Genomic DNA, 17697 nt, shown 5'->3' with positions numbered 1-17697 from the left:
GCGATCAGGCGCCGGCCGCTAGACTCGGGTGCGATGCCCCTCATCTCGACCCAGTCGCTGACGAAGCGGTATGGGTCGTCGGTCACCGCCCTCGACGGGCTCACGCTGGACGTGGAGCCGGGGATCATCGGTCTCGTCGGCGCCAACGGGGCAGGCAAGAGCACGCTCCTCAAGATCCTGCTCGGCCTCCTCAAGCCCACCAGCGGCAGCGCGACCGTGATGGATATGGATGTCGCCACCCGCGGGCCGGAGATCCGCCAGTACGTCGGCTACCTGCCGGAGCACGACTGCCTGCCCCCGGATGTCTCGGCCACCGATTTCGTCAGCCACATGGGGCGCATGGCCGGGCTCCCGCCCGCGGCGGCGCGCGAACGGACTGCCGAGGTGCTTCGACACGTCGGGCTGTACGAGGAGCGCTACCGCCCGATCGGCGGCTATTCGACCGGCATGAAGCAACGGGTCAAGCTGGCGCAGGCGATCGTCCACGACCCGAAGCTTCTCCTCCTCGACGAGCCGACCAACGGCCTCGACCCCGCCGGCCGCGACGAGATGCTCGACTTGGTGCACCGCACCGGCACCGAGTTCGGGATCGCTACCGTCGTCGCCAGCCATCTGCTCGGCGAGATCGAGCGCGTTTGCACCTTCCTCCTGGCCATCGACGCAGGCAAGCTGCTGCAGTCGGCGCCGATCGCGAGCTTCGTGGAACGCACCGGGACCCTGGGCGTGGAGGTCGAGGAAGGGGCAGATGCCCTGGCCGAGCGCCTGGTGGCCGCCGGCCTGACCGCTCGCGTCGATGGACGCAGCGTCCTGGTCGACTGCCCCGACGAGCGCCCGTACGACATTGTGCGCGACGTGATCGACGAGATGGGGCTCTCGCTCACCCGGCTCGAGCAACGACGACATCGGCTCGAGGACCTCTTCCGCGTGGAGGGTCGAACCGATGACGCGGCGTGAGGCGGCGGTCGCGCCGCGTGAGAGCGCAACCGGGGCGATCTACGACCTGGGCTACCGCGGCTACGATGGGCCCCGCCTTGGACGGAGAGCAGCATTCGCGACGCTCTTCGTGGCCAGCCTGCGGGCCGCCTTCGGACTCGGTCGCCCCGGGCGCTCGAAGGTCGTTCCCTGGGGTCTCAGCGCGATCATGATCGTGCCGGCGGCGGTGGCCGGAGCGATCCAGGCGCTCGCGCCAAGCGGCCTGTCGCCCTTCAACTACGACAACTACCTGTGGGACCTGCAGCCCATCCTGGCCCTCTTCGTCGCCGCGCAGGCGCCGGAGCTGGTGAGCAGCGACCAGCGCAACCATGTCCTCTCGCTCTACTTCAGCCACGCGCTGGCCCGCAGCGATTACGCGCTCGCCAAGTTCGGCGCGATGGCGGCCGCACTCTTCATGCTGGCCCTCGCACCACTGCTGGTCATCTATTTCGCGGCGATCCTCGCCTCGACTGACGTCGTCGCCGCGTTCGGTGACCAGCTCGGCAACCTGCCGCAGATCGTCGGCGCGCCCTTGATCTACGCGCTTCCGCTGGCGGCGCTGGGGATGGCGATCGCCTCCTTCACGCCCCGGCGCGCTTATGCGACCGGAGCGATCATTGCCGTCTTCCTGGTGACGGCCGCGGTGGGCGGCATCCTGTCCGAGGCCGGCCGCGGGCGCCTGTCGCTGGTGGCGCCGCTGATCAATCCGTTCGTGCTGCTCGACGGGACCCGCGACTGGTTGCTCGGGCAGAGCATCCCGGACTCTCCGGTCTTCCGTGCCGACCTGGATCTGTGGGTCTTCGGAGTCCTGACGGCCGCCCTGACCCTGGTGGGCATCGTCGCGGTGCTGTGGCGGTACCGGCGGATCGCCGCATGAGCGAGGCGGGAGTCGCGGGCGCGGAGGCGGTGGAGCTCACCAACGTCTCGCGCTGGTACGGCAACGTGGTCGCGGTCAACGACATCAGCTTCAGGCTGGAGGGGGGCGTGACCGGCCTGCTCGGACCGAACGGGGCAGGCAAGTCGACGATCCTGCACATGGTCGGGGGCTTCCTGGCTCCTTCATCGGGAACCGTGACGGTTGGTGGCTCGCCCTCCTGGCGCCACCCGGAGATGTACCGCCGCATCGGCCTGGTCCCTGAGCGCGAAGCGGTCTACCCGTTCCTCACCGGCCGTGAGTTCGCGGTCGCCAACGCACGGCTGCAGGGGATGGCACCGGCGGAAGCCGAGGAGGCGGCAGCGCGGGCCATCGGCCTGGTTGAGCTGGAATACGCGGCCGACCGGCCGATCGGCACATATTCCAAGGGGATGCGGCAGCGTGCCAAGGTGGCCGCCGGGCTGGTCCACGACCCGCCGATCCTGCTCCTCGATGAGCCCTTCAACGGGATGGACCCTCGGCAGCGGCTGCACATGATGGACCTGCTGCACCGAATGGCGGCCGAGGGCCGCACCATCCTCTTCTCATCGCACATCCTCGAGGAGGTCGAGCGACTCGCTGGGCGGGTGCTGGTGATCGTCTCCGGGCGGCTCGCGGCGTCGGGCGACTTCCGCGAGATTCGCAGGCTGATGACCGATCGGCCGCATACGTTCACCGTGCGCTCCTCCAACGACCGGGCACTCGCCTCCGCCCTGCTGGCCGAGCCGACGATCGCGGGCGCCGCGCTCGACGGCGGGCTGCTGACCGTCCGCACCAACGACTTCGGAGCGTTCAGCCGCGCGGTCAGCGGGATTGCGCGGCGCCACCAGATCAGCCTGCACGAGCTGCTCCCCACCGACGAGTCGCTCGAGTCGGTCTTCAGCTACCTGGTGCGGAGGTGAACGGGATCATCGCGCGCATCACGCTGCGTCAGCTCCTCTCCCGGCGACGGACGCTGCTGCTGCTCCTGCTGGGCGGCGTGCTGGTGCTGGCGGCGGGGATCTTCCGCCTGGCCGGCGAGGAGGCGCGGGCGCTCCCGTTTACGGCCGGCCTGCTCAGCAACCTGGGTGTCGGCACGCTCATGCCGCTGGTGGCGCTCATCTTCGGCACGGGGGCGCTTGGCGCCGAGATCGAGGACGGGACCGCCATCTTCCTGCTGGCCAAGCCGATCAGCCGTGTGACCGTGGTGCTCACCAAGCTGGCGGTGGCAGCCCTCTGCTCGGCAGCGCTCACCTGCGGGCCGATGCTGCTGGCCGGCCTGATCGCGGCAGGCGGACTCGGCGAGGGCCTGGTGGTCGGGATGACGGCCGGGGCGGCGATCGGCTCCGTGCTGTACTGCGCGGTCTTCGTTGCGGTCAGCCTGGTGACGGGCCGCGCGCTGGTCTTCGGCCTCGCCTACGTGCTGATCTGGGAGGGACTGCTCGCCGGACTCTTCGCCGGGACGCGCACCTTCAGCATCCGGCAGCTGACCCTGGCCTTCGCCGATGGCATCGGTGGCATCCCGGCCGACATCTTCGACGCGCCGCTCAGCCTGACCACGGCGCTTGTGGTGGCCATCGCGCTCCTCGTCGTCGCAACGCTGATCGCGATCCGCCGGCTCAGCGCGTACGAGATCTCTGGCGAGCCAGCCTAGGCCGCCACGACCCGGTTGCGTCCCGCGCGCTTGGCCATGAACAGGGCCACGTCTGCCGTTCGCAGCAGCTGCTCGCTGGTCGGCTCGGACTCGTCCAGCTCGGCACAGCCAGCCGACACGGTGACGGACAGTCGGGTGCCGTCGTCGCCCTTGACGGGCGTGTCGGCCACCGCGGCCAGGATCTCCTCTGCGATCGCCACTGCCGCGTCGCGGGTCGCGCCATCGAGGACGGCCACGAACTCCTCCCCACCGAAGCGCGCGACCAGGTCGGCCTCCCTGAATCGGCGGCGCAGGAGACCGGCGAACGTGCGCAGCACCTCGTCGCCCACCTGGTGGCCGTGCTGCCTGTTGAAGTCGCCGAAGTGGTCGAGGTCGAACATGATCGCCGCCACCGGACGCCGCTCCGCGTGAAGCGAGCGGCGCCAGGATGCGACGACGCGGGTCAGGGCCTCGTCGAAGTAGCGCCGGTTGTACAGGCCGGTCAGTGGATCGTGGGTTGCGAGCTGCTCGACCTCGGCGTGCAGGAAGGCATTCGAGATCGCCAGGCCAGCGTGCCCGGCCAGCAGCTCCATCGCCTCATGCTCGATCGGGCGGAACAGGTCGGACCGATCGCGGCGCAGGATCGAGATGGCGCCCACCACCACGCCATCCCGTAGCAGCGGCACCCCCGCGCCCAGCAACGCCATCGGCTCCGAGGAGTCTCGGTAGGCGGCCGGGAATCGGTCCCGGTCAAAATTTTCGTCGACCACGACCGTCCGATCGCGAATGGCCCGGCCCGCGAGCCCCTCGCCGGGCTTGATCTCGCGCCCCAGGATCGACGGGTCGACATCGGTCACCGCCCGCAGGAGGTAGCGGCCGGTCTCGCGCTCCAGGACGGTGAGCGTCACGATGTCGGCGGGGATCACCTTGCGGACGGCATCGACCATGGCGGCACCGAGACGGGCCATCTCAAGCTCGCCGCTCACCGCGTTGGTGAAGTCGCTCAGGCTGCGCAGGACCGCGGCGCGGTCGGAAAGCATCTGCCGGTCGCGCCCGAGCGCCACCTCCGTGGCCACCCGACCGGCCAGGGTGGCGACCAGGTCACGATCGGTGCGGTCCAGGGGCGCAAGTGCCTCGACGTTCAGGATCCCCAGGAACTCGCCGTCGTAGATCAGGGGCGCGCAGATCTCGCTCATCACCTCGTCATCGACAGCCACGTAGTCCGAATCAAGTGCCACATTCGGCACGAAGGCGAGCTCGTGGCTGCGCATCACGCGCCCAACCACGCCGGCAGTCCCATCGAATGACTCGGGCGGCTGCTGGTAGCCGCGTTGCGCGCCGAGCCGAAGCCGGTCGCGTTCGGCGAGGTAGATCGAGACATAGTTGTAGTTGAACTGGTCGACCAGCACGCCCAGCGCCCGATCGAGCATCTCGGGCGTGGGACCCGCCGACGCGAGAAGGTGGCTGACCGCCTCCATCCCGGCGATCTGGCGCGAATGGCGCCGCTCGGAGATCATCGCGGCACGGAGCCGCCCAGTCGTCTGTTCGACGGCCATCACCAGCCGCCGTGTCCCGATCGCCACGAGGATGCTGACGCCGGCCATGGTGATGCCGCGCAGGACGACCTCGGCACGGGAGCCGGGAACGGCCAGCTCGGGCGCGAGATAGATGAGAGATGCCGCCGCACCGATGACCACCGCCTGGCTCGTCCCCAGCGCGGCGGCAGCGACTACCACCGGGACGTAAAGGGCGAACATCGGGTGAGACGGCCCTCCCACCACCTCGGTCAATGCGGCCACGTAGAGAAGGCTGACGGCGAGCCGCAGGAAGGACCACCCAAGCTTCGTCAAGGGCCGGACCCTTGTTGGGATGAGGCTCAGCACAACCTGCAGGCCGATGAAGATCGGACTGAGGACGAGGACCAGGGGAACGTCGCGAGGCTCGCGTGAGATCACGGCAACGGTCAGCGCGATCGGCGCTACCGCGGCGGTGTACAGGAAGAACGGGTCACGGAATAGGTGACGGCGCGCCCGCGGACGAATGAGGTGGCGGACGCGCGAGCTCAGTCCGCTTCGCCGATAGCGCGGCAGCGGAGTTGCTTCGGTCGGCCGCGATACGGCGGATCCCATCGGGAGCAGACCCTATCGATCCAGACCAGACCCCACCATCGCCCGGAAGTAACCCGTACCGATGAATGGCCGGGCCATAACGACACAATCGGTTATAGTTGACCCAGCAACTAAACCGATGGAGTCCCGCAATGCCCGCCGTGACCGCCGACCTTCTCACCCTGCCCCGCCTTTCGAGCGTGCCGCCCAGCAGTGTGGCGCGCCCGCTGCGAGGCATCGTCACCGCCATCACGACCCTCGAGGGCGAGGGCTTCCAGGTGCGCCGTCCGTTTCCCGGGATCGACCTGTCGATCGTCGACCCATTCATCCTGCTCGACCAGATGGGGGCCGTCGAATACGGCCCCGGTGAGGCCAAGGGCGCACCTGACCACCCGCACCGCGGCTTCGAGACCGTGACCTACATGCTGGACGGCGCGATGCAGCATCGCGACAGCATGGGTGGCGGCGGGATGATCACCGACGGCGCAACCCAGTGGATGACCGCCGGAGCCGGGATCGTGCACTCGGAGATGCCGCCCGAGTACCTGGTCCGCAGCGGCGGCCTGTTCCATGGTGTGCAGCTGTGGGTCAACCTGCCGGCCCGGCTGAAGTGGAGCCCGCCACGCTACCAGGACATCGTTCCCGACAGGGTGGCGCTCATCACCAACACCGACGGCTCAGCGCTGGTGCGCATCATCGCCGGCGAGCTGGACGGCCACGCCGGACCGGGGGTCACCTACACGCCGATCGCCTACGCGCACGCGACGCTGCATCCCGAGGCTCGCCTCGAGGTCCCATGGCGCGCCGACTTCAACGCCCTGGTCTACGTATTGGCGGGAAGCGGACGCATCGGTGCCGAGGAGGCACCCATCTACGAGGGACAGCTCGCCGTCCTGGGAGCGGGTGACCACCTCATGGTCGGCGCCGACCGCACGCCGGCCGGTCCGTCACCGACCCTTGAGATCCTCCTGCTCGGCGGTCAGCCGATCCGCGAGCCGATCGCCCACTACGGCCCGTTCGTGATGAATACGCGCGAGGAGATCCTGCAGGCGGTGGCGGATTACCAGGCCGGGCGCATGGGAACAATCCCGCCGGTCCACGGTCTCACGGCAGGCTCGACCCCGTAGCGCGGCTGCGCTAGGCCTTCGGCTTCTTCGGCTTCTTCGGCTTGGGTGGTCGCTTGGGTGTCTTGTCGGCCATGTGCAAACCTCCTGACCGGAGTGTAGGACGCGCAGCCAGTTGCGCGTCGCGTACCGTTGCCGGGTGCGCGCCTTCCGCTTTGCCGTCACTGCCAGCCACGCTCGCAGCGCCGATGCGTGGGTGGCGCTCGCCCGGCGCGCCGAGGCTCTCGGCTACAGCGCGCTGCTCGTCCCGGACCACCTGGGACAGCAGCTGTCCCCCATCGCCGCCCTGGCGACAGCCGCGACGGCCACCACCGCACTGCGCGTCGGCGGGTTCGTGTTCGCCAATGACTTTCGCCATCCATTGATGCTGGCGCGCGAGGCCGCGACGCTCGACCTCCTGTCAAACGGGCGGCTGGAGCTCGGTCTGGGGGCTGGCTGGCGCACCGCCGACTACCGGCAGCTGGGGATGCCCTATGACGCGCCCGGGCGCCGGATCGACCGCCTGGTCGAGGCGAGCGGTCTGGTCAAGCGGCTGCTGGCAGGTGAGACAGTGACCCACCGCGGCCCGCATTACGAGCTCGGTGCGGCTCGCATCTGGCCACGACCGATCCAGCAGCCGCATCCGCCGATCATCATGGGTGGCGGCGGCCCGCGAATGCTGCGCCTGGCTGCCCGTGAGGCCGATATCGTCGGCTTCATCCCCCAGTTCAGCCGTCGCGGCCGACCGATCCTGACCGACGTCGGCGAGGCCGCCCTCGATCGCAAGGTCGCGATCGTCCGCGAGGCGGCGGGCGACCGGTTCGACGGCCTGGAGCTGAACCTGTTCATCGTGGATGCTGGGATGGTCGGCAGCGGTCGGCCCGCGCCGCACTCGCTCCTGGCAGCGGCCAAGCTGGCGTCGGTTGGGCTCGTCGGCAGCCCGTACTTCCTGTATGGGACGATGGCGACTCTCCGTGATCAGCTGGAGCGGCGTCGCGCGCGCAACGGGATCAGCCACTACGCCATCCGCCAGGGATCGATGGAGGCGATGGCCCCCTTGGTCGAGGCGCTGGCCGGTCGCTAGATAGGCGCGCTACCCGCTGATCTCCATATCGATCGTGATGCACGGCTCGTCGCCGATCACCCAGGCCAGGTGACCTGGCCCAATGACGAGGTGATCTCCCGGCTTGGCGAGGATCTCGTCCCCCTCATCGGTCAGGTAGCGCATGTGGCCGGAGATGACGTACTCGTGGTGGGTCTCGGGACAGCTCTGGGCGCCCTCCGCATATTGCTTGACGTGCTCTTCCCAGCTCCAGCCGGGATTGAGCACCGAGCGGGCGGCCATCGAGTCGCCGATGACCGAGATGTCATATCGACCCGCTTTGCCGAAGTCGTACGCCTCGTCGGGCGTATCCAGGCTCTTGACAATGATGGCCACTGCTCCTCCAGTCGAAGGGAGTTCGGACGAGCGCACGGTACGCCTTGGTGCGGCTCCAAGGTCAACCCAGAACAGACGTTCTATAATTACCCTGTGCACCAGCGCCCCAGCCAGCGTCAGACGAATGTGACCTACTACTGGCGAAACCGTCAGCGCGAGATTCAGCGCGTAAGGGACCGCCAGGCCTTGACCTTAGAGATGCTGAGGAATCTTCGTAAGGGACCATGTGCCGACTGTGGAACCGTGTTCAGGCCCGATCAGATGGACTTCGACCACCGAAATCCCGCAGACAAGTTGTTCCGCTTGACTGCTGGCCGCGCGATGCTGATGTCGCGGGAGCGTCTGCTGTCTGAGGTAGGCAAGTGCGACGTCGTCTGCGCGAATTGCCATCGACTCCGCACCCACACGGCGCAAGTCGAACGCGTGACCGGCCCTGCGCCCCTCCGTGGCTCGTCGAGATACATCGAGCGCAAACGCGCTCGCTGGCGAGAACAGACCGGGCTCCTCGACCAGCTTCGCGATGTGCCGTGTGCAGATTGCGGGAGGCGATTCCCTCCATGTGCGATGGACTTCGATCATCGCGAGCCGGCGATGAAGCGCTTCGGTGTTACGCGGATGGTTGGCCGAGCGGGTATTGCGAGCATGTTGGCGGAGGCGGCGAAGTGCGATATCGTCTGCGCCAACTGCCACCGCTCACGGACCCTCATCCGGCGTGGACGACTCTCAGAGCGGGAGTAGCTCAGTTGGCAGAGCGCGACCCTTCCAAGGTCGATGTCGCGAGTTCGAACCTCGTCTCCCGCTCCAATCATCAACTCTTGGGCTGAGAGCGCCCTCGTATCGTCGTGACCCTCGCCTGTTGACACGAGTCATATATTCACAATATGACTCGTGTCGCTACTACGAAGGTGCGCTCCTACCGGAGCCAGCTCCGAGCCCAGCAGGCCGAGGAGACGCGGGCACGCATCCTTGACGCCGCACTCCGGGTGATTGCCGGAGGCCTCGCATTCGTCTCCGTCCCCGGCGTGGCGCGCGAGGCCGGCGTCTCAGTGCCGACCGTCTACCGTCATTTCGCAACGAAGCACGATCTCCTCGCGGCGGTCTACCCACACGCCATGCGCCGTGCCGGTCTGGAGGAACAGGTCATCCCCCGCTCGATGGACGAGCTTCGTCAGGGGTTGCGCGCCTATTTCGAGCGCACCGACTCGCTTGGCGACCTCGCACGCGCGGCCATGGCCAGCCCAGCGTCCGACGACGTGCGGCGGCTCAACATCCCGCGTCGACTCGCGGCGTTCCGTCGGGTGGCGGATTCGATCGAGCCCAAGCCCTCGCAGGTAAATCAGGATCGGATCGCACGCCTGCTGGTGATCCTCACCGCGTCGTCCGCCCTGCGCCTGTGGCGCGATCAGCTCGGCTCATCGGTCGACGAGGCGGCCGATGACGTGGACTGGGTCCTCCGTGCCATCACCTCGGCTGCTTCGGAGAACGGATGATGAACTCGACAGCAATCCGCGCGGCAACCATCCGGCGCCTGGCCGACGTGCGCATGGCCGATGTCGCCGAGGTCGGCGGCAAGGCGGCCAACCTCGGAGAGCTCCTGGCGGCTGGCGTCCGCGTCCCCGATGGGGTGGTGCTGACCGCCAGGGCCGCCGACATGACCGCGGAGGACCGCTGGGCGCTGCTCCGCGACGCCGCGCCCGACCTGGGCGCCGGCCCCTTCGCCGTCCGATCGAGCGCCATCTCCGAGGATGGCGCCGATCACTCGTATGCCGGCATGTACGAGTCGGTCCTGAACGTCACGGCGGACGAGATCCCGGCGGCCACGGAGCGGTGCCTGGCCAGCGTCAACATCTCGCGCGCTGCCGAGTACCAGCCCGCCACCAGCAGGGGGATGGCCGTGATCATCCAGCGGATGGTTGCGCCCGCCGCGGCCGGCGTGGTCCTCACCGCCGATCCGATCAACGGAGATCGGCACGCCTCCGTCGTCACCGCAGTGCAGGGCATCGGGGATCGGCTGGTGTCCGGGGCCGCCCTAGGTGACGAGTGGGTCGTGCGAGGAGCCGTCGCCACCCCCCGGCGTCAGCCTGAGCAGGCCATCGATCGCCGAGGGGCCGTGCGCGTGGCGACCGAGGCTCGACGAATCGCGGATGCCCGTGGCACCCCGCAGGACATCGAGTGGGCGATCGACGCGGAGGGCGCGCTCTGGATCGTCCAGGCCCGGCCGATGACCGCGCTGCCGCCCGACGTGTCGTGGCAATCGCCAGCACCCGGGGCCTACACCCGGATGCTCCGATTCGGCGAGTGGATTGGCGAGCCGGTCACTCCCCTCTTCGAGTCCTGGCTGCTGACGCGGATGGAGGACCGGATGCACGCCGACTTCCGCGAGTTGATCGGCCAGATCGCACCGAGGCCGTATCACGTCGTGGTCAACGGCTGGTACTTCTACTCGATCAACTTCATCTCCGGAGGCGCCTTCCTCCGCAGCCTGCCCAGCATGCTGGTGAAGGCCGTTCGCCATCCACGCTACATCGCCGGGATCATCCCACCTACCGTTCGCCACAGCTTTCCCGTCGTCGAGCGGATGTGGCGCGACGACCTGCAGCCGCGCTACCGAGCATCAGTCGCCGACGCGGAAGGCCGCATCGAGACCCTGCCTGTCGCCGACCTGCCGTCAGTGATTGACGAGCTGGCCGAGCTCGCCGGCGAATACTTCACCTCGATCGCCGCACTGAGCGGTGCCGCGTACAAGCTGGAGATGAACCTCGCCCGGTTCTATCGGATCCATCTGGCTCCCTCGCTGGGCGGCGGCCACCTGCCGCTCCTCGCAGGGTTCGCACCGCCGGCCGATCAGGAGCGCCAGGGCATCGTGTCTCTCGACTGGTGGCACGCTCCCATGCCGCTCGAGGCGACGGCGACGAACCCGGCCCAAAGTCACAGCCGGGTGGTCGAGGCGCGGGAGACGGCCGAGCGTGCGGCGTTCGAGGCCCTCGCCTCGTCGCCCCGGCGACTCCGGGCGTTCCGCCAGCTGCTGGCAGACGCGCAGCACCTCGTCCCGATTCGCGAGGAGCAGACCGAGGAGCTGACGATCGCGTGGCCGGTCATGCGACGAGCGGTGCTTCGAATCGGCGGGGCGCTGGCCGACCGCGGCCTGGTTGCCGACCCCGACGACGTCTTCTTCCTGACGCGGGCCGAGGTCCTCGCGACGCTCGACGGGGCGCCGCTGCCGGCGACCGTCGACGTGCCCGGCCGGCGGTCGTTGCGTATGGAACAGGCCCGGCTGGTGCCGCCGCCTCTCGTCGGCCGCGTGAACCCGATGATCCAGCGAGTGTGGGACAGCTTCCCCGGGCTGATCGGCGCCCGTCCATCGGATCAGGCCCTGGTCTCCGGCGTGCCGGCGTCGCCTGGTCGCGCGAGCGGGCCGGTGCGAGTGATCCGCGGACCTGACGAGTTCGACCAGTTGCAGCCCGGCGAGATCCTCGTGGCCCCGCTCACCGCGCCGGCGTGGACGCCGCTCTTCACACGGGCGGCCGCGGTCGTGACCGACGTGGGGAGCGCGGCGGCCCACGCCTCGATCATCGCCCGTGAGTACGGCATCCCGGCGGTCGTCGGCTGCGGTGACGCGACCTCGCGGCTGCATACGGGCATGCGGGTCACCGTCGACGGGACCACCGGAAACGTCGAGCCCGAATAGCGCACTCAGGGGACATTCAAGGAGGAGGGACGAATGGACCAGCGACCGCAATCCGCCCAGGCACTGATCACTCCGAGCCGAGGGCTGGCTCTGGTCCGCCGCATCGGCGGCCCGATCTGGCTGCGGACCGGCTTCACCGTCCTTCTCGAGGTGCCGGGCCGGCGCAGCGGCAGCCCGTTGCGCGTCGCGCTCTTCCCGATCCAGGTCGACGGGACCACGTATCTCCTGTCGCAATACGGGGCCTGCAACTGGGTTCGCAACCTCCGGGCCGCGGGTCGCGGCGAGCTGCGTCGCAAGGGGCGCACCACCCCCTTCACGGCTGTCGAGGTCGACCGCACGGAGCGGGAGCGCGTCATCGCGGTCTTCCGGGCCAAGACGCCCAAGCCGTTCCGTCGGGACTTTGAGCAGCTACCCGCCGCCCAAGACCATCCCACCTTCAGGGTGCAACCGATCAGCTAGCGGTCCCAAAAGGGCCGGCACGCATCGGTCGATCGACCCGACCGGGTCCCAGGCGATCCGTGCATGATTCCGGCGTGAATCTGCGGCCCTGGGACCTGCCGCGGGCGTGACCGCCGCCCTCTCGGCCGTTGCCACCGTGGCCGCCGTGGTCTTCAACGCCATCGGCGCAGACCACCTCGTCGTCTTCGCGACCAGCGCCGTCGCGCTGGCCGGGCTGGCGACCCTGATCGGCCAGGCGACCGAGCAGCTCGGCCATCGGTTCGGTCCGCGCACGACGGGGATCCTGCAGTCGGCGCTCGGCAACCTGCCCGAGCTGTTCATCTCGATCTTTGCCCTGCAGGCGGGCCTGGTAGTGGTCGTGCAGACGGCCCTCATCGGGTCGATCCTGGCCAACGCGTTGCTCGTGCTGGGCTGGCCTTCTTCCTGGGCGGACTCAAGCACGGCACCCAGCAGTTCCACGGACCCGCGGTTCGGTCCATGGCCACCCTGCTCCTGCTCTCGGTCGCGGCGCTGGCGATCCCGACCCTGGCCACTGCACCCGGCGCCCCTAATGCCGGGCACGCGGTCGACCTCAGCGTGATCGTGTCGATCGTGCTGCTGGTCATCTTCGCGGCGTCGATCCCCTTCTCGCTGGGTGGGGGTCCTGGCGCGAGCGCCGAGGTCGAGGACCTGTCGGTCGAACGGGTGTGGCCCCTGCGACTGACGGTCGCGATGCTGCTGCTGGGGGCGATCGGCGCGGCGGTGACTTCGGAGCTGTTCGTCGATGCGCTGCGGCCGACCATGGCCGACCTGCGGATCTCGGAGGCGTTCGTCGGCCTGGTGATCGTGGCCATCGCCGGCAACGCGGTCGAGCACGTGGTCGGGGTGCAGATGGCATGGCGCAACAAGACCGAGCTGGCCAGCTCCCTGATCCTGAACAGCGCCCTCCAGGTGGCCATCGCGCTGACTCCGGCGCTGGTCCTCATCTCGCTCTTTGTCGGCGGCACCCCCATGACCCTGGTGCTCAGCCCGCTTCTGCTGGGGGCGGTGGCGCTGACGGCAATCCTCGCCGCGCTTATCGTGTTCGACGGCGAGAGCACATGGCTGGAGGGCCTCGCGCTTCTGGGCCTTTACGTGATCATCGCGGCGAGCGTCTGGTACGGGCCGCCAATCCAGACCTGACCAGGGCTAGCTCCGCTCCTCGGGCGGACGCACCGCGCTGAATGCGCGCAGCACCAGGAGGTCGTAGAGGATCTTCAGGCCGCCGCCGATGATGAATGGCAGCCCCGCCAACGGGACGCTCTGGAGCAGTGGCGTGGCGAGCGAGGGCGAGACGGCCGCGCCGAGGCTGCGCGCGATACCGGTCACGCCGGCCGCGGCCGAACGCTCATCAGGCTCCACCACCGAGATCGTGTAGGACTGGCGGGTCGGAACATCCATCTGGCTGATCGCGAAGCGGGCGAGGAGGACGCCCACCGCCAGTGGCAGGGTGGGCATCAGCGGCACCAGGATCAGCAGCACGTTCGACGGCAGGTGGGTGAAGACCATGGTGTTGATGAGCCCGATGCGCGCGGCCAGCCGCGCGGCAGCCAGCGCCGAAAACCCAGCCAGGATGTTGGCCCCGAAGAAGATGGCGCCGAGGGTGGCCGGATCGGCGTCGAAGCGCTGCTGGAACCAGTAGGCGATCAGGCTCTGCATCACGAAGCCGCCGGCAAAGGCGTCGAGTGAGAAGAGGGCGGCGAGACGGATGACAATGCCGCGCGACCGATGCAGCCCCAGTCGAGTAGCGACCGATGTACGCTGCGCGCTCGGCACCTCGACCGCCGGCGAGAGGCGCCAGAAGAGGGCCGCCAACACGATCCCGATCAGCCCGTAGGCGATCACGATCGCCCGATAGGAGTCGATCTCGGAGGCGCCCGATCCCTGGATGGTCTGCGCGATGAGTCCTGCCGCCAGGGCGCCGCTGGCGGTCGCCAGGGAGCCGACCAGGTTGTACCACCCGAAGACGCGGGTCCGCTCGCGGTCGGGCAGCGTCTGGGAGAGCGATGCCTGCTCGACCGCCAGGAACGGCCCGACCTCGTTGCCGCTGGGGCTGATGACCCCGATCGTGGCGGCTACCAACAGGATCCACGGATCGTGGGCAATGGCGAAGACGATCCCTGCCAGGAGCATCAGGCCTGCACCGGCTGCCAGGATTCGCCTGCGTCCGAGCCGATCAGCATGGGTCGTCAGCCAGAGGCTGATGGCCGCGTCGCCGAGCAGGGTGAGCGTAAGGATCAGCCCGACCATGACGCCGTCCACGCCCAGCGCCACGAGGTACAGGACCAGCACGACGGAGAGCAGGCCGTACCCGAACATGCGGGCGATCCGCGTGGCGAACAGGAGGCGCGCATCGGGGGTCATGGGAGGCCTAGGCTAGCCGACCGGGGATCCAGCTTAGCTGTTGGGGCGGCGGCGCCAGGCACCCTCGGCGGCGAGCGCCCCAAGGAGCACGATCCAGGCCGCGAAGACGGCGAGCAGCATGAGCGGCGAGACCTCACCGGCCCACGTCGATCTGCCCGTGTCTGCCAACGAGCCGGTTGGTGATGGTGGCGGGCTCGTCGAACGCAATCCGCTCACCACCACGCGGGTCGTGGTGGAGCTCGCATTGTTGAGGCTATTCGGGTCCGGTGTTGTCGCGCCCACGCTGGCGGCGTTCGGGATGATGGTGCCGTCCGGCGTCGTCGGGTCGACCGTGGCCGAGATCACGACGTCGACCGACGCCCCGGCCTGGAGCGTCCCCAGGTTTACCGGGCCGGTCCAGGGACTCGAGGAACCGCAGCCGGACCCGAAGTCCAGGCAGTAGGTCGCTCCCAAGAGAGATGTGTCGAGGACGTCGGTGAGCGTCACGCCTACGGCGTCGGACGGGCCGAGGTTGGTGACCGTGATGGTGTAGATCAGCGTGCCACCGGCGGCCACTGGATCTGGGCTGTCGATCGCAAGGTCTGCGATGTCGGCGAGGGTGGTCACCGTTGTGCTCACCACGTTGCTCGCATCGTTGCTGCCGTCTGGGTCGTTGGCCGATGTGACCGCTGCGGAGTTGGCCAGGATCGTCCCTGCGGCGACGCTCGAGTCCAGTGTGACGTGGATGACGAAGGCATCGTTTGCGTCGTCGGTGAGCCCTGAGGCGTTTGTGCAGGTCACGTTCTGACCGATCGCCACGCAGCGACCGTCGCTGCCGAGCGACTGGAAGGTCAGCCCCGCTGGCAGCAGATCGGTGACTGAAAAGCCGCCGGTATTGTCGGACGGGCCGGAGTTATGAACGGTGAGGGTGTAGTCGAAGCCTGCTGGGTAGCCGGCCGTGACGAGCGCCGGCCCGGCTTTGCTGACCAGGAGATCGGCCGCCGCTTCGCCGATCGCGAACTCGCTGAGCGAGGTCATGCCAAACGCCGCGATCGTGGTGGCGGTGTTTGTGCCGGAGGCGGGCGTCGTCCAGGCGCCATCCCACTTGGCGACGATGAACTGGCTGGTCTGCGCGCCGGGGTCGACATCGGTCGGCGCAAAGGTGAAGACCACGTCGAGGGTCGTGAACGCGACGCCGGCGTTGGTGAGCGTCCACCATCGGTTTACATCCTGGGGGGCAAAGACCGGCGAGGTCCCGATGCTGGGGTGCTCACCGGGGGTGGTGAACGCGGTCAGCCGGCCGGTGATGCCCACCGTGCCGAAGATCAGGGCCACCGGCGCATAGGTAGTCGCATCGCCGATCTCGTACGTCAAGGTCACGCCCGATCCGGCCGCCACCCACTTCTGCAGGGGCCCGATCACGTGGCCTGAGGTTCGGTTGACGGTGCCGGCGAGACCGATGCTGAGCACGTCGCTGCCGGCATCCAGGTTCCCGCCGGCCAGCGAGACGGTTCCGTCCACGGTCAGCGGGCCGGCGAGCGCCGCGCCATTGGCGTTCGAGATGGCCAGGTTCAGGAGGGCCGTCAGGCTGGTAGGGATGACGATCCCCGACCCGCTGCCGTTGATGATCAGGCTCGAGGTGGCGTCGGCGGTCAGGTCGTTCGGCACGCCCGTGATCGCATTCGTGATGCTCAGGCTCTCGCCGCTGAAGTCGAGAGGGCCGCCGAGGTCGAGAGTGCCGGCCGCCGATACGGTGGTGGTCTGGGTGACCCCCGCCGGATCGGCGATGGTGAGGTTGTACAGCCCGATGGCTGTCGCGCCGCCAAGGATCTGGCCCGTCAGACCGTTCATCTCGAGCGTGCCGGTCGAGACCGTCAGCCCGGCGTTGACTGTCACGTCGCCCGCCACAAACACGGTATTGGAGCCGATCGCCAGGGTGCCCGCGGCCACCGTGAGGTCGCCGGCAACGGTCAGGTTGGCAGCCAGGGTGGTCGTGCCCGAATTCAGCAGGACGTCGTTGAAGCCCATGCCTCCCGCGTCGATCGTCAGGGTCCCCGCGAAGACGACGGTGCCGGCGCCCGGGTCTACGGTTCCGGCCGAATGCGTCCAGTCGTGCGTGGTTCGAATGGTCCCGGTCAGGGTGAGCGTGCCGCCCGATGTGGCGATCTGGAGATCCGGGAGGTCCCCGGCAGTGAATGTGGCGGATCCGTTGAAGGTGTGGTCTGCGCTGCCGGTGACGGCGAGCAGACCGGTGCCGCCGTCGAAGGTGGAGACCTGGCTGATCGGCCCGGCTCCGGCAATCGTGCCGCCGTCGATGGTCCCGTTGTCGAGGGTCAGCGTCCCGAGGACCGTCAAGATGTCGCCGCTCGCCACGGTGTGTGTCCCGCCGCTGAGGTATACGTTGTAGAGACTGTGAGTGCCGTTGATGGTGACCGCAGTGTCGAAGTAGAGCGTGCTGGTGCCCGGATCCACCGCGCCGCTCAGCCAGGTCCACGACGCCGTCGTCATCCGGATCGTGCCGACTAGGTAGAGGATCCCCGACGGCTTGTCGATGACGATGCTGGCGACGTCGCTGGAGGTGGTGTTGGCTGAGCCGGTCAGGGCCTGGTTCCCGCTCCCGGCGACCAGGATGGTGCCGGTCTCGCCGTCGAATCCGGCCAGCAGCGAGATGTCACCCAGCGCCTCGATCGTGCCGCCGTTGAGATTGCCATCGGTCAGCGTCAAAAGCCCGCCGACGCTCAGTGAGTCGCCGGGCGCAACCGTCACGTTGCCGGCATGGAGCTCGACGGCGTCGAGGGTGTGGGAGCCGCTCACCGTCAGGGTGCCGTTGAAGATCACAGTGCTGCCGGTAGCGCTCAGCCCGCCGCTGGTGTAGGTCCAGTTGCGGGCGGTGCGCAGGGTGCCGGCGATGGTCAGCGTGCCTGACGGCTTGTCGATGTTGAGGTTGGGCAGGGAGCCGGTGGCGGTGGTGTGGAAGCCGGTGATGGTCTGCGCCCCGGCGCCGTTGATCAGCAGCGTGGCGGTGCCGCCGCCGGTGAAGCCA

General features: G+C 68.7%; 15 protein-coding genes and 1 tRNA gene. 12 read left to right on the top strand and 4 right to left on the bottom strand.

Annotated elements, in window-relative coordinates; translation table 11 throughout:
• The first annotated feature begins 33 nt into the window (after positions 1 to 33).
• The 4 genes from WEB29_02615 to WEB29_02600 are packed head-to-tail and all read left to right on the top strand — an operon-like array spanning position 34 to position 3518.
• A complete protein-coding gene (locus WEB29_02615) occupies positions 34 to 954 on the top strand; it encodes an ABC transporter ATP-binding protein (protein ID MEX2135842.1) in 921 nt (306 codons plus the stop codon).
• Positions 941 to 1849: an ABC transporter permease gene (locus WEB29_02610; GenBank protein MEX2135841.1), complete on the top strand. Its 909-nt coding sequence runs from the start codon at positions 941 to 943 to the stop codon at positions 1847 to 1849. Before WEB29_02615 ends, WEB29_02610 begins: the two co-directional genes overlap by 14 nt.
• Positions 1846 to 2787 (top strand): ABC transporter ATP-binding protein, encoded by a 942-nt coding sequence (locus WEB29_02605; protein ID MEX2135840.1) that lies wholly within the window; start codon positions 1846 to 1848, stop codon positions 2785 to 2787. The genes WEB29_02610 and WEB29_02605 overlap by 4 nt, the downstream gene beginning before the upstream one ends.
• Entirely contained in the window at positions 2784 to 3518 is a 735-nt protein-coding gene (locus WEB29_02600; GenBank protein MEX2135839.1) for an ABC transporter permease subunit, read from the top strand. Before WEB29_02605 ends, WEB29_02600 begins: the two co-directional genes overlap by 4 nt.
• Here WEB29_02600 and WEB29_02595 read toward each other — a convergent pair.
• Positions 3515 to 5626: a diguanylate cyclase gene (locus WEB29_02595; GenBank protein ID MEX2135838.1), complete on the bottom strand. Its 2112-nt coding sequence runs from the start codon at positions 5624 to 5626 to the stop codon at positions 3515 to 3517. The two genes, WEB29_02600 and WEB29_02595, sit on opposite strands and share 4 nt — an antisense overlap.
• A 131-nt stretch (positions 5627 to 5757) precedes the next feature.
• Between WEB29_02595 and WEB29_02590 the strand changes: the two genes are divergently transcribed.
• Both WEB29_02590 and WEB29_02585 read left to right on the top strand, forming a co-directional pair.
• A complete protein-coding gene (locus tag WEB29_02590) occupies positions 5758 to 6732 on the top strand; it encodes a pirin family protein (protein MEX2135837.1) in 975 nt (324 codons plus the stop codon).
• Positions 6733 to 6868: 136 nt separating this feature from the next.
• Positions 6869 to 7792: a TIGR03621 family F420-dependent LLM class oxidoreductase gene (locus WEB29_02585; protein ID MEX2135836.1), complete on the top strand. Its 924-nt coding sequence runs from the start codon at positions 6869 to 6871 to the stop codon at positions 7790 to 7792.
• A 9-nt stretch (positions 7793 to 7801) separates the two neighbouring features.
• Here WEB29_02585 and WEB29_02580 read toward each other — a convergent pair whose 3' ends face one another.
• On the bottom strand, positions 7802 to 8146 hold the full coding sequence (locus tag WEB29_02580; GenBank protein ID MEX2135835.1) for a cupin: 345 nt from the start codon (positions 8144 to 8146) through the stop codon (positions 7802 to 7804).
• Positions 8147 to 8874: 728 nt separating this feature from the next.
• On the opposite strand from WEB29_02580, the gene WEB29_02575 reads away from it, so the two are divergent.
• The 6 genes from WEB29_02575 (at position 8875) to WEB29_02550 (ending at position 13454) form a co-directional block, all read left to right on the top strand.
• Positions 8875 to 8950, top strand: a tRNA-Gly gene (locus tag WEB29_02575).
• Positions 8951 to 9027: 77 nt separating this feature from the next.
• Complete coding sequence (locus tag WEB29_02570) at positions 9028 to 9636, top strand: helix-turn-helix domain-containing protein (GenBank protein ID MEX2135834.1); 609 nt, start codon at positions 9028 to 9030, stop codon at positions 9634 to 9636.
• A complete protein-coding gene (locus WEB29_02565; GenBank protein ID MEX2135833.1) occupies positions 9636 to 11834 on the top strand; it encodes a PEP/pyruvate-binding domain-containing protein in 2199 nt (732 codons plus the stop codon). Before WEB29_02570 ends, WEB29_02565 begins: the two co-directional genes overlap by 1 nt.
• A 33-nt stretch (positions 11835 to 11867) precedes the next feature.
• The gene (locus tag WEB29_02560; protein ID MEX2135832.1) at positions 11868 to 12293 is read left to right on the top strand and encodes a nitroreductase family deazaflavin-dependent oxidoreductase; all 426 of its coding nucleotides are present in this window, start codon (positions 11868 to 11870) and stop codon (positions 12291 to 12293) included.
• A gap of 106 nt (positions 12294 to 12399) precedes the next feature.
• Positions 12400 to 12873, top strand: coding sequence for a hypothetical protein (locus tag WEB29_02555; protein ID MEX2135831.1), 474 nt, complete (start codon positions 12400 to 12402; stop codon positions 12871 to 12873).
• Positions 12771 to 13454, top strand: coding sequence for a hypothetical protein (locus WEB29_02550; GenBank protein ID MEX2135830.1), 684 nt, complete (start codon positions 12771 to 12773; stop codon positions 13452 to 13454). Before WEB29_02555 ends, WEB29_02550 begins: the two co-directional genes overlap by 103 nt.
• A gap of 6 nt (positions 13455 to 13460) precedes the next feature.
• Here the strand turns inward: WEB29_02550 and WEB29_02545 are convergent, their stop codons facing one another.
• A complete protein-coding gene (locus WEB29_02545; protein MEX2135829.1) occupies positions 13461 to 14675 on the bottom strand; it encodes an MFS transporter in 1215 nt (404 codons plus the stop codon).
• Between the two features lie 33 nt (positions 14676 to 14708).
• Positions 14709 to 17697 (bottom strand): DUF11 domain-containing protein (locus WEB29_02540; GenBank protein MEX2135828.1); only part of this gene is annotated, 2989 nt, incomplete at its 5' end.

The organism is Chloroflexota bacterium (genome assembly GCA_040902225.1).
GTDB lineage: Bacteria > Chloroflexota > Limnocylindria > QHBO01 > QHBO01 > CF-167.
The sequence above is the reverse complement of the archived record's forward strand: the minus strand, read 5'-3'. Positions and strand labels throughout refer to the sequence as shown.

Bases quoted from the DNA above. Each gene is read 5' to 3' on its own strand.
- WEB29_02550 (MEX2135830.1), top strand. From the start codon at position 12,771: ATGGCCACCCTGCTCCTGCTCTCGGTCGCGGCGCTGGCGATCCCGACC.
- WEB29_02605 (MEX2135840.1), top strand. From the start codon at position 1,846: ATGAGCGAGGCGGGAGTCGCGGGCGCGGAGGCGGTGGAGCTCACCAAC.
- WEB29_02565 (MEX2135833.1), top strand. From the start codon at position 9,636: ATGAACTCGACAGCAATCCGCGCGGCAACCATCCGGCGCCTGGCCGAC.
- WEB29_02590 (MEX2135837.1), top strand. From the start codon at position 5,758: ATGCCCGCCGTGACCGCCGACCTTCTCACCCTGCCCCGCCTTTCGAGC.
- WEB29_02570 (MEX2135834.1), top strand. From the start codon at position 9,028: ATGACTCGTGTCGCTACTACGAAGGTGCGCTCCTACCGGAGCCAGCTC.
- WEB29_02560 (MEX2135832.1), top strand. From the start codon at position 11,868: ATGGACCAGCGACCGCAATCCGCCCAGGCACTGATCACTCCGAGCCGA.
- WEB29_02615 (MEX2135842.1), top strand. From the start codon at position 34: ATGCCCCTCATCTCGACCCAGTCGCTGACGAAGCGGTATGGGTCGTCG.
- WEB29_02595 (MEX2135838.1), bottom strand. From the start codon at position 5,626: ATGGGATCCGCCGTATCGCGGCCGACCGAAGCAACTCCGCTGCCGCGC.
- WEB29_02610 (MEX2135841.1), top strand. From the start codon at position 941: ATGACGCGGCGTGAGGCGGCGGTCGCGCCGCGTGAGAGCGCAACCGGG.
- WEB29_02545 (MEX2135829.1), bottom strand. From the start codon at position 14,675: ATGACCCCCGATGCGCGCCTCCTGTTCGCCACGCGGATCGCCCGCATG.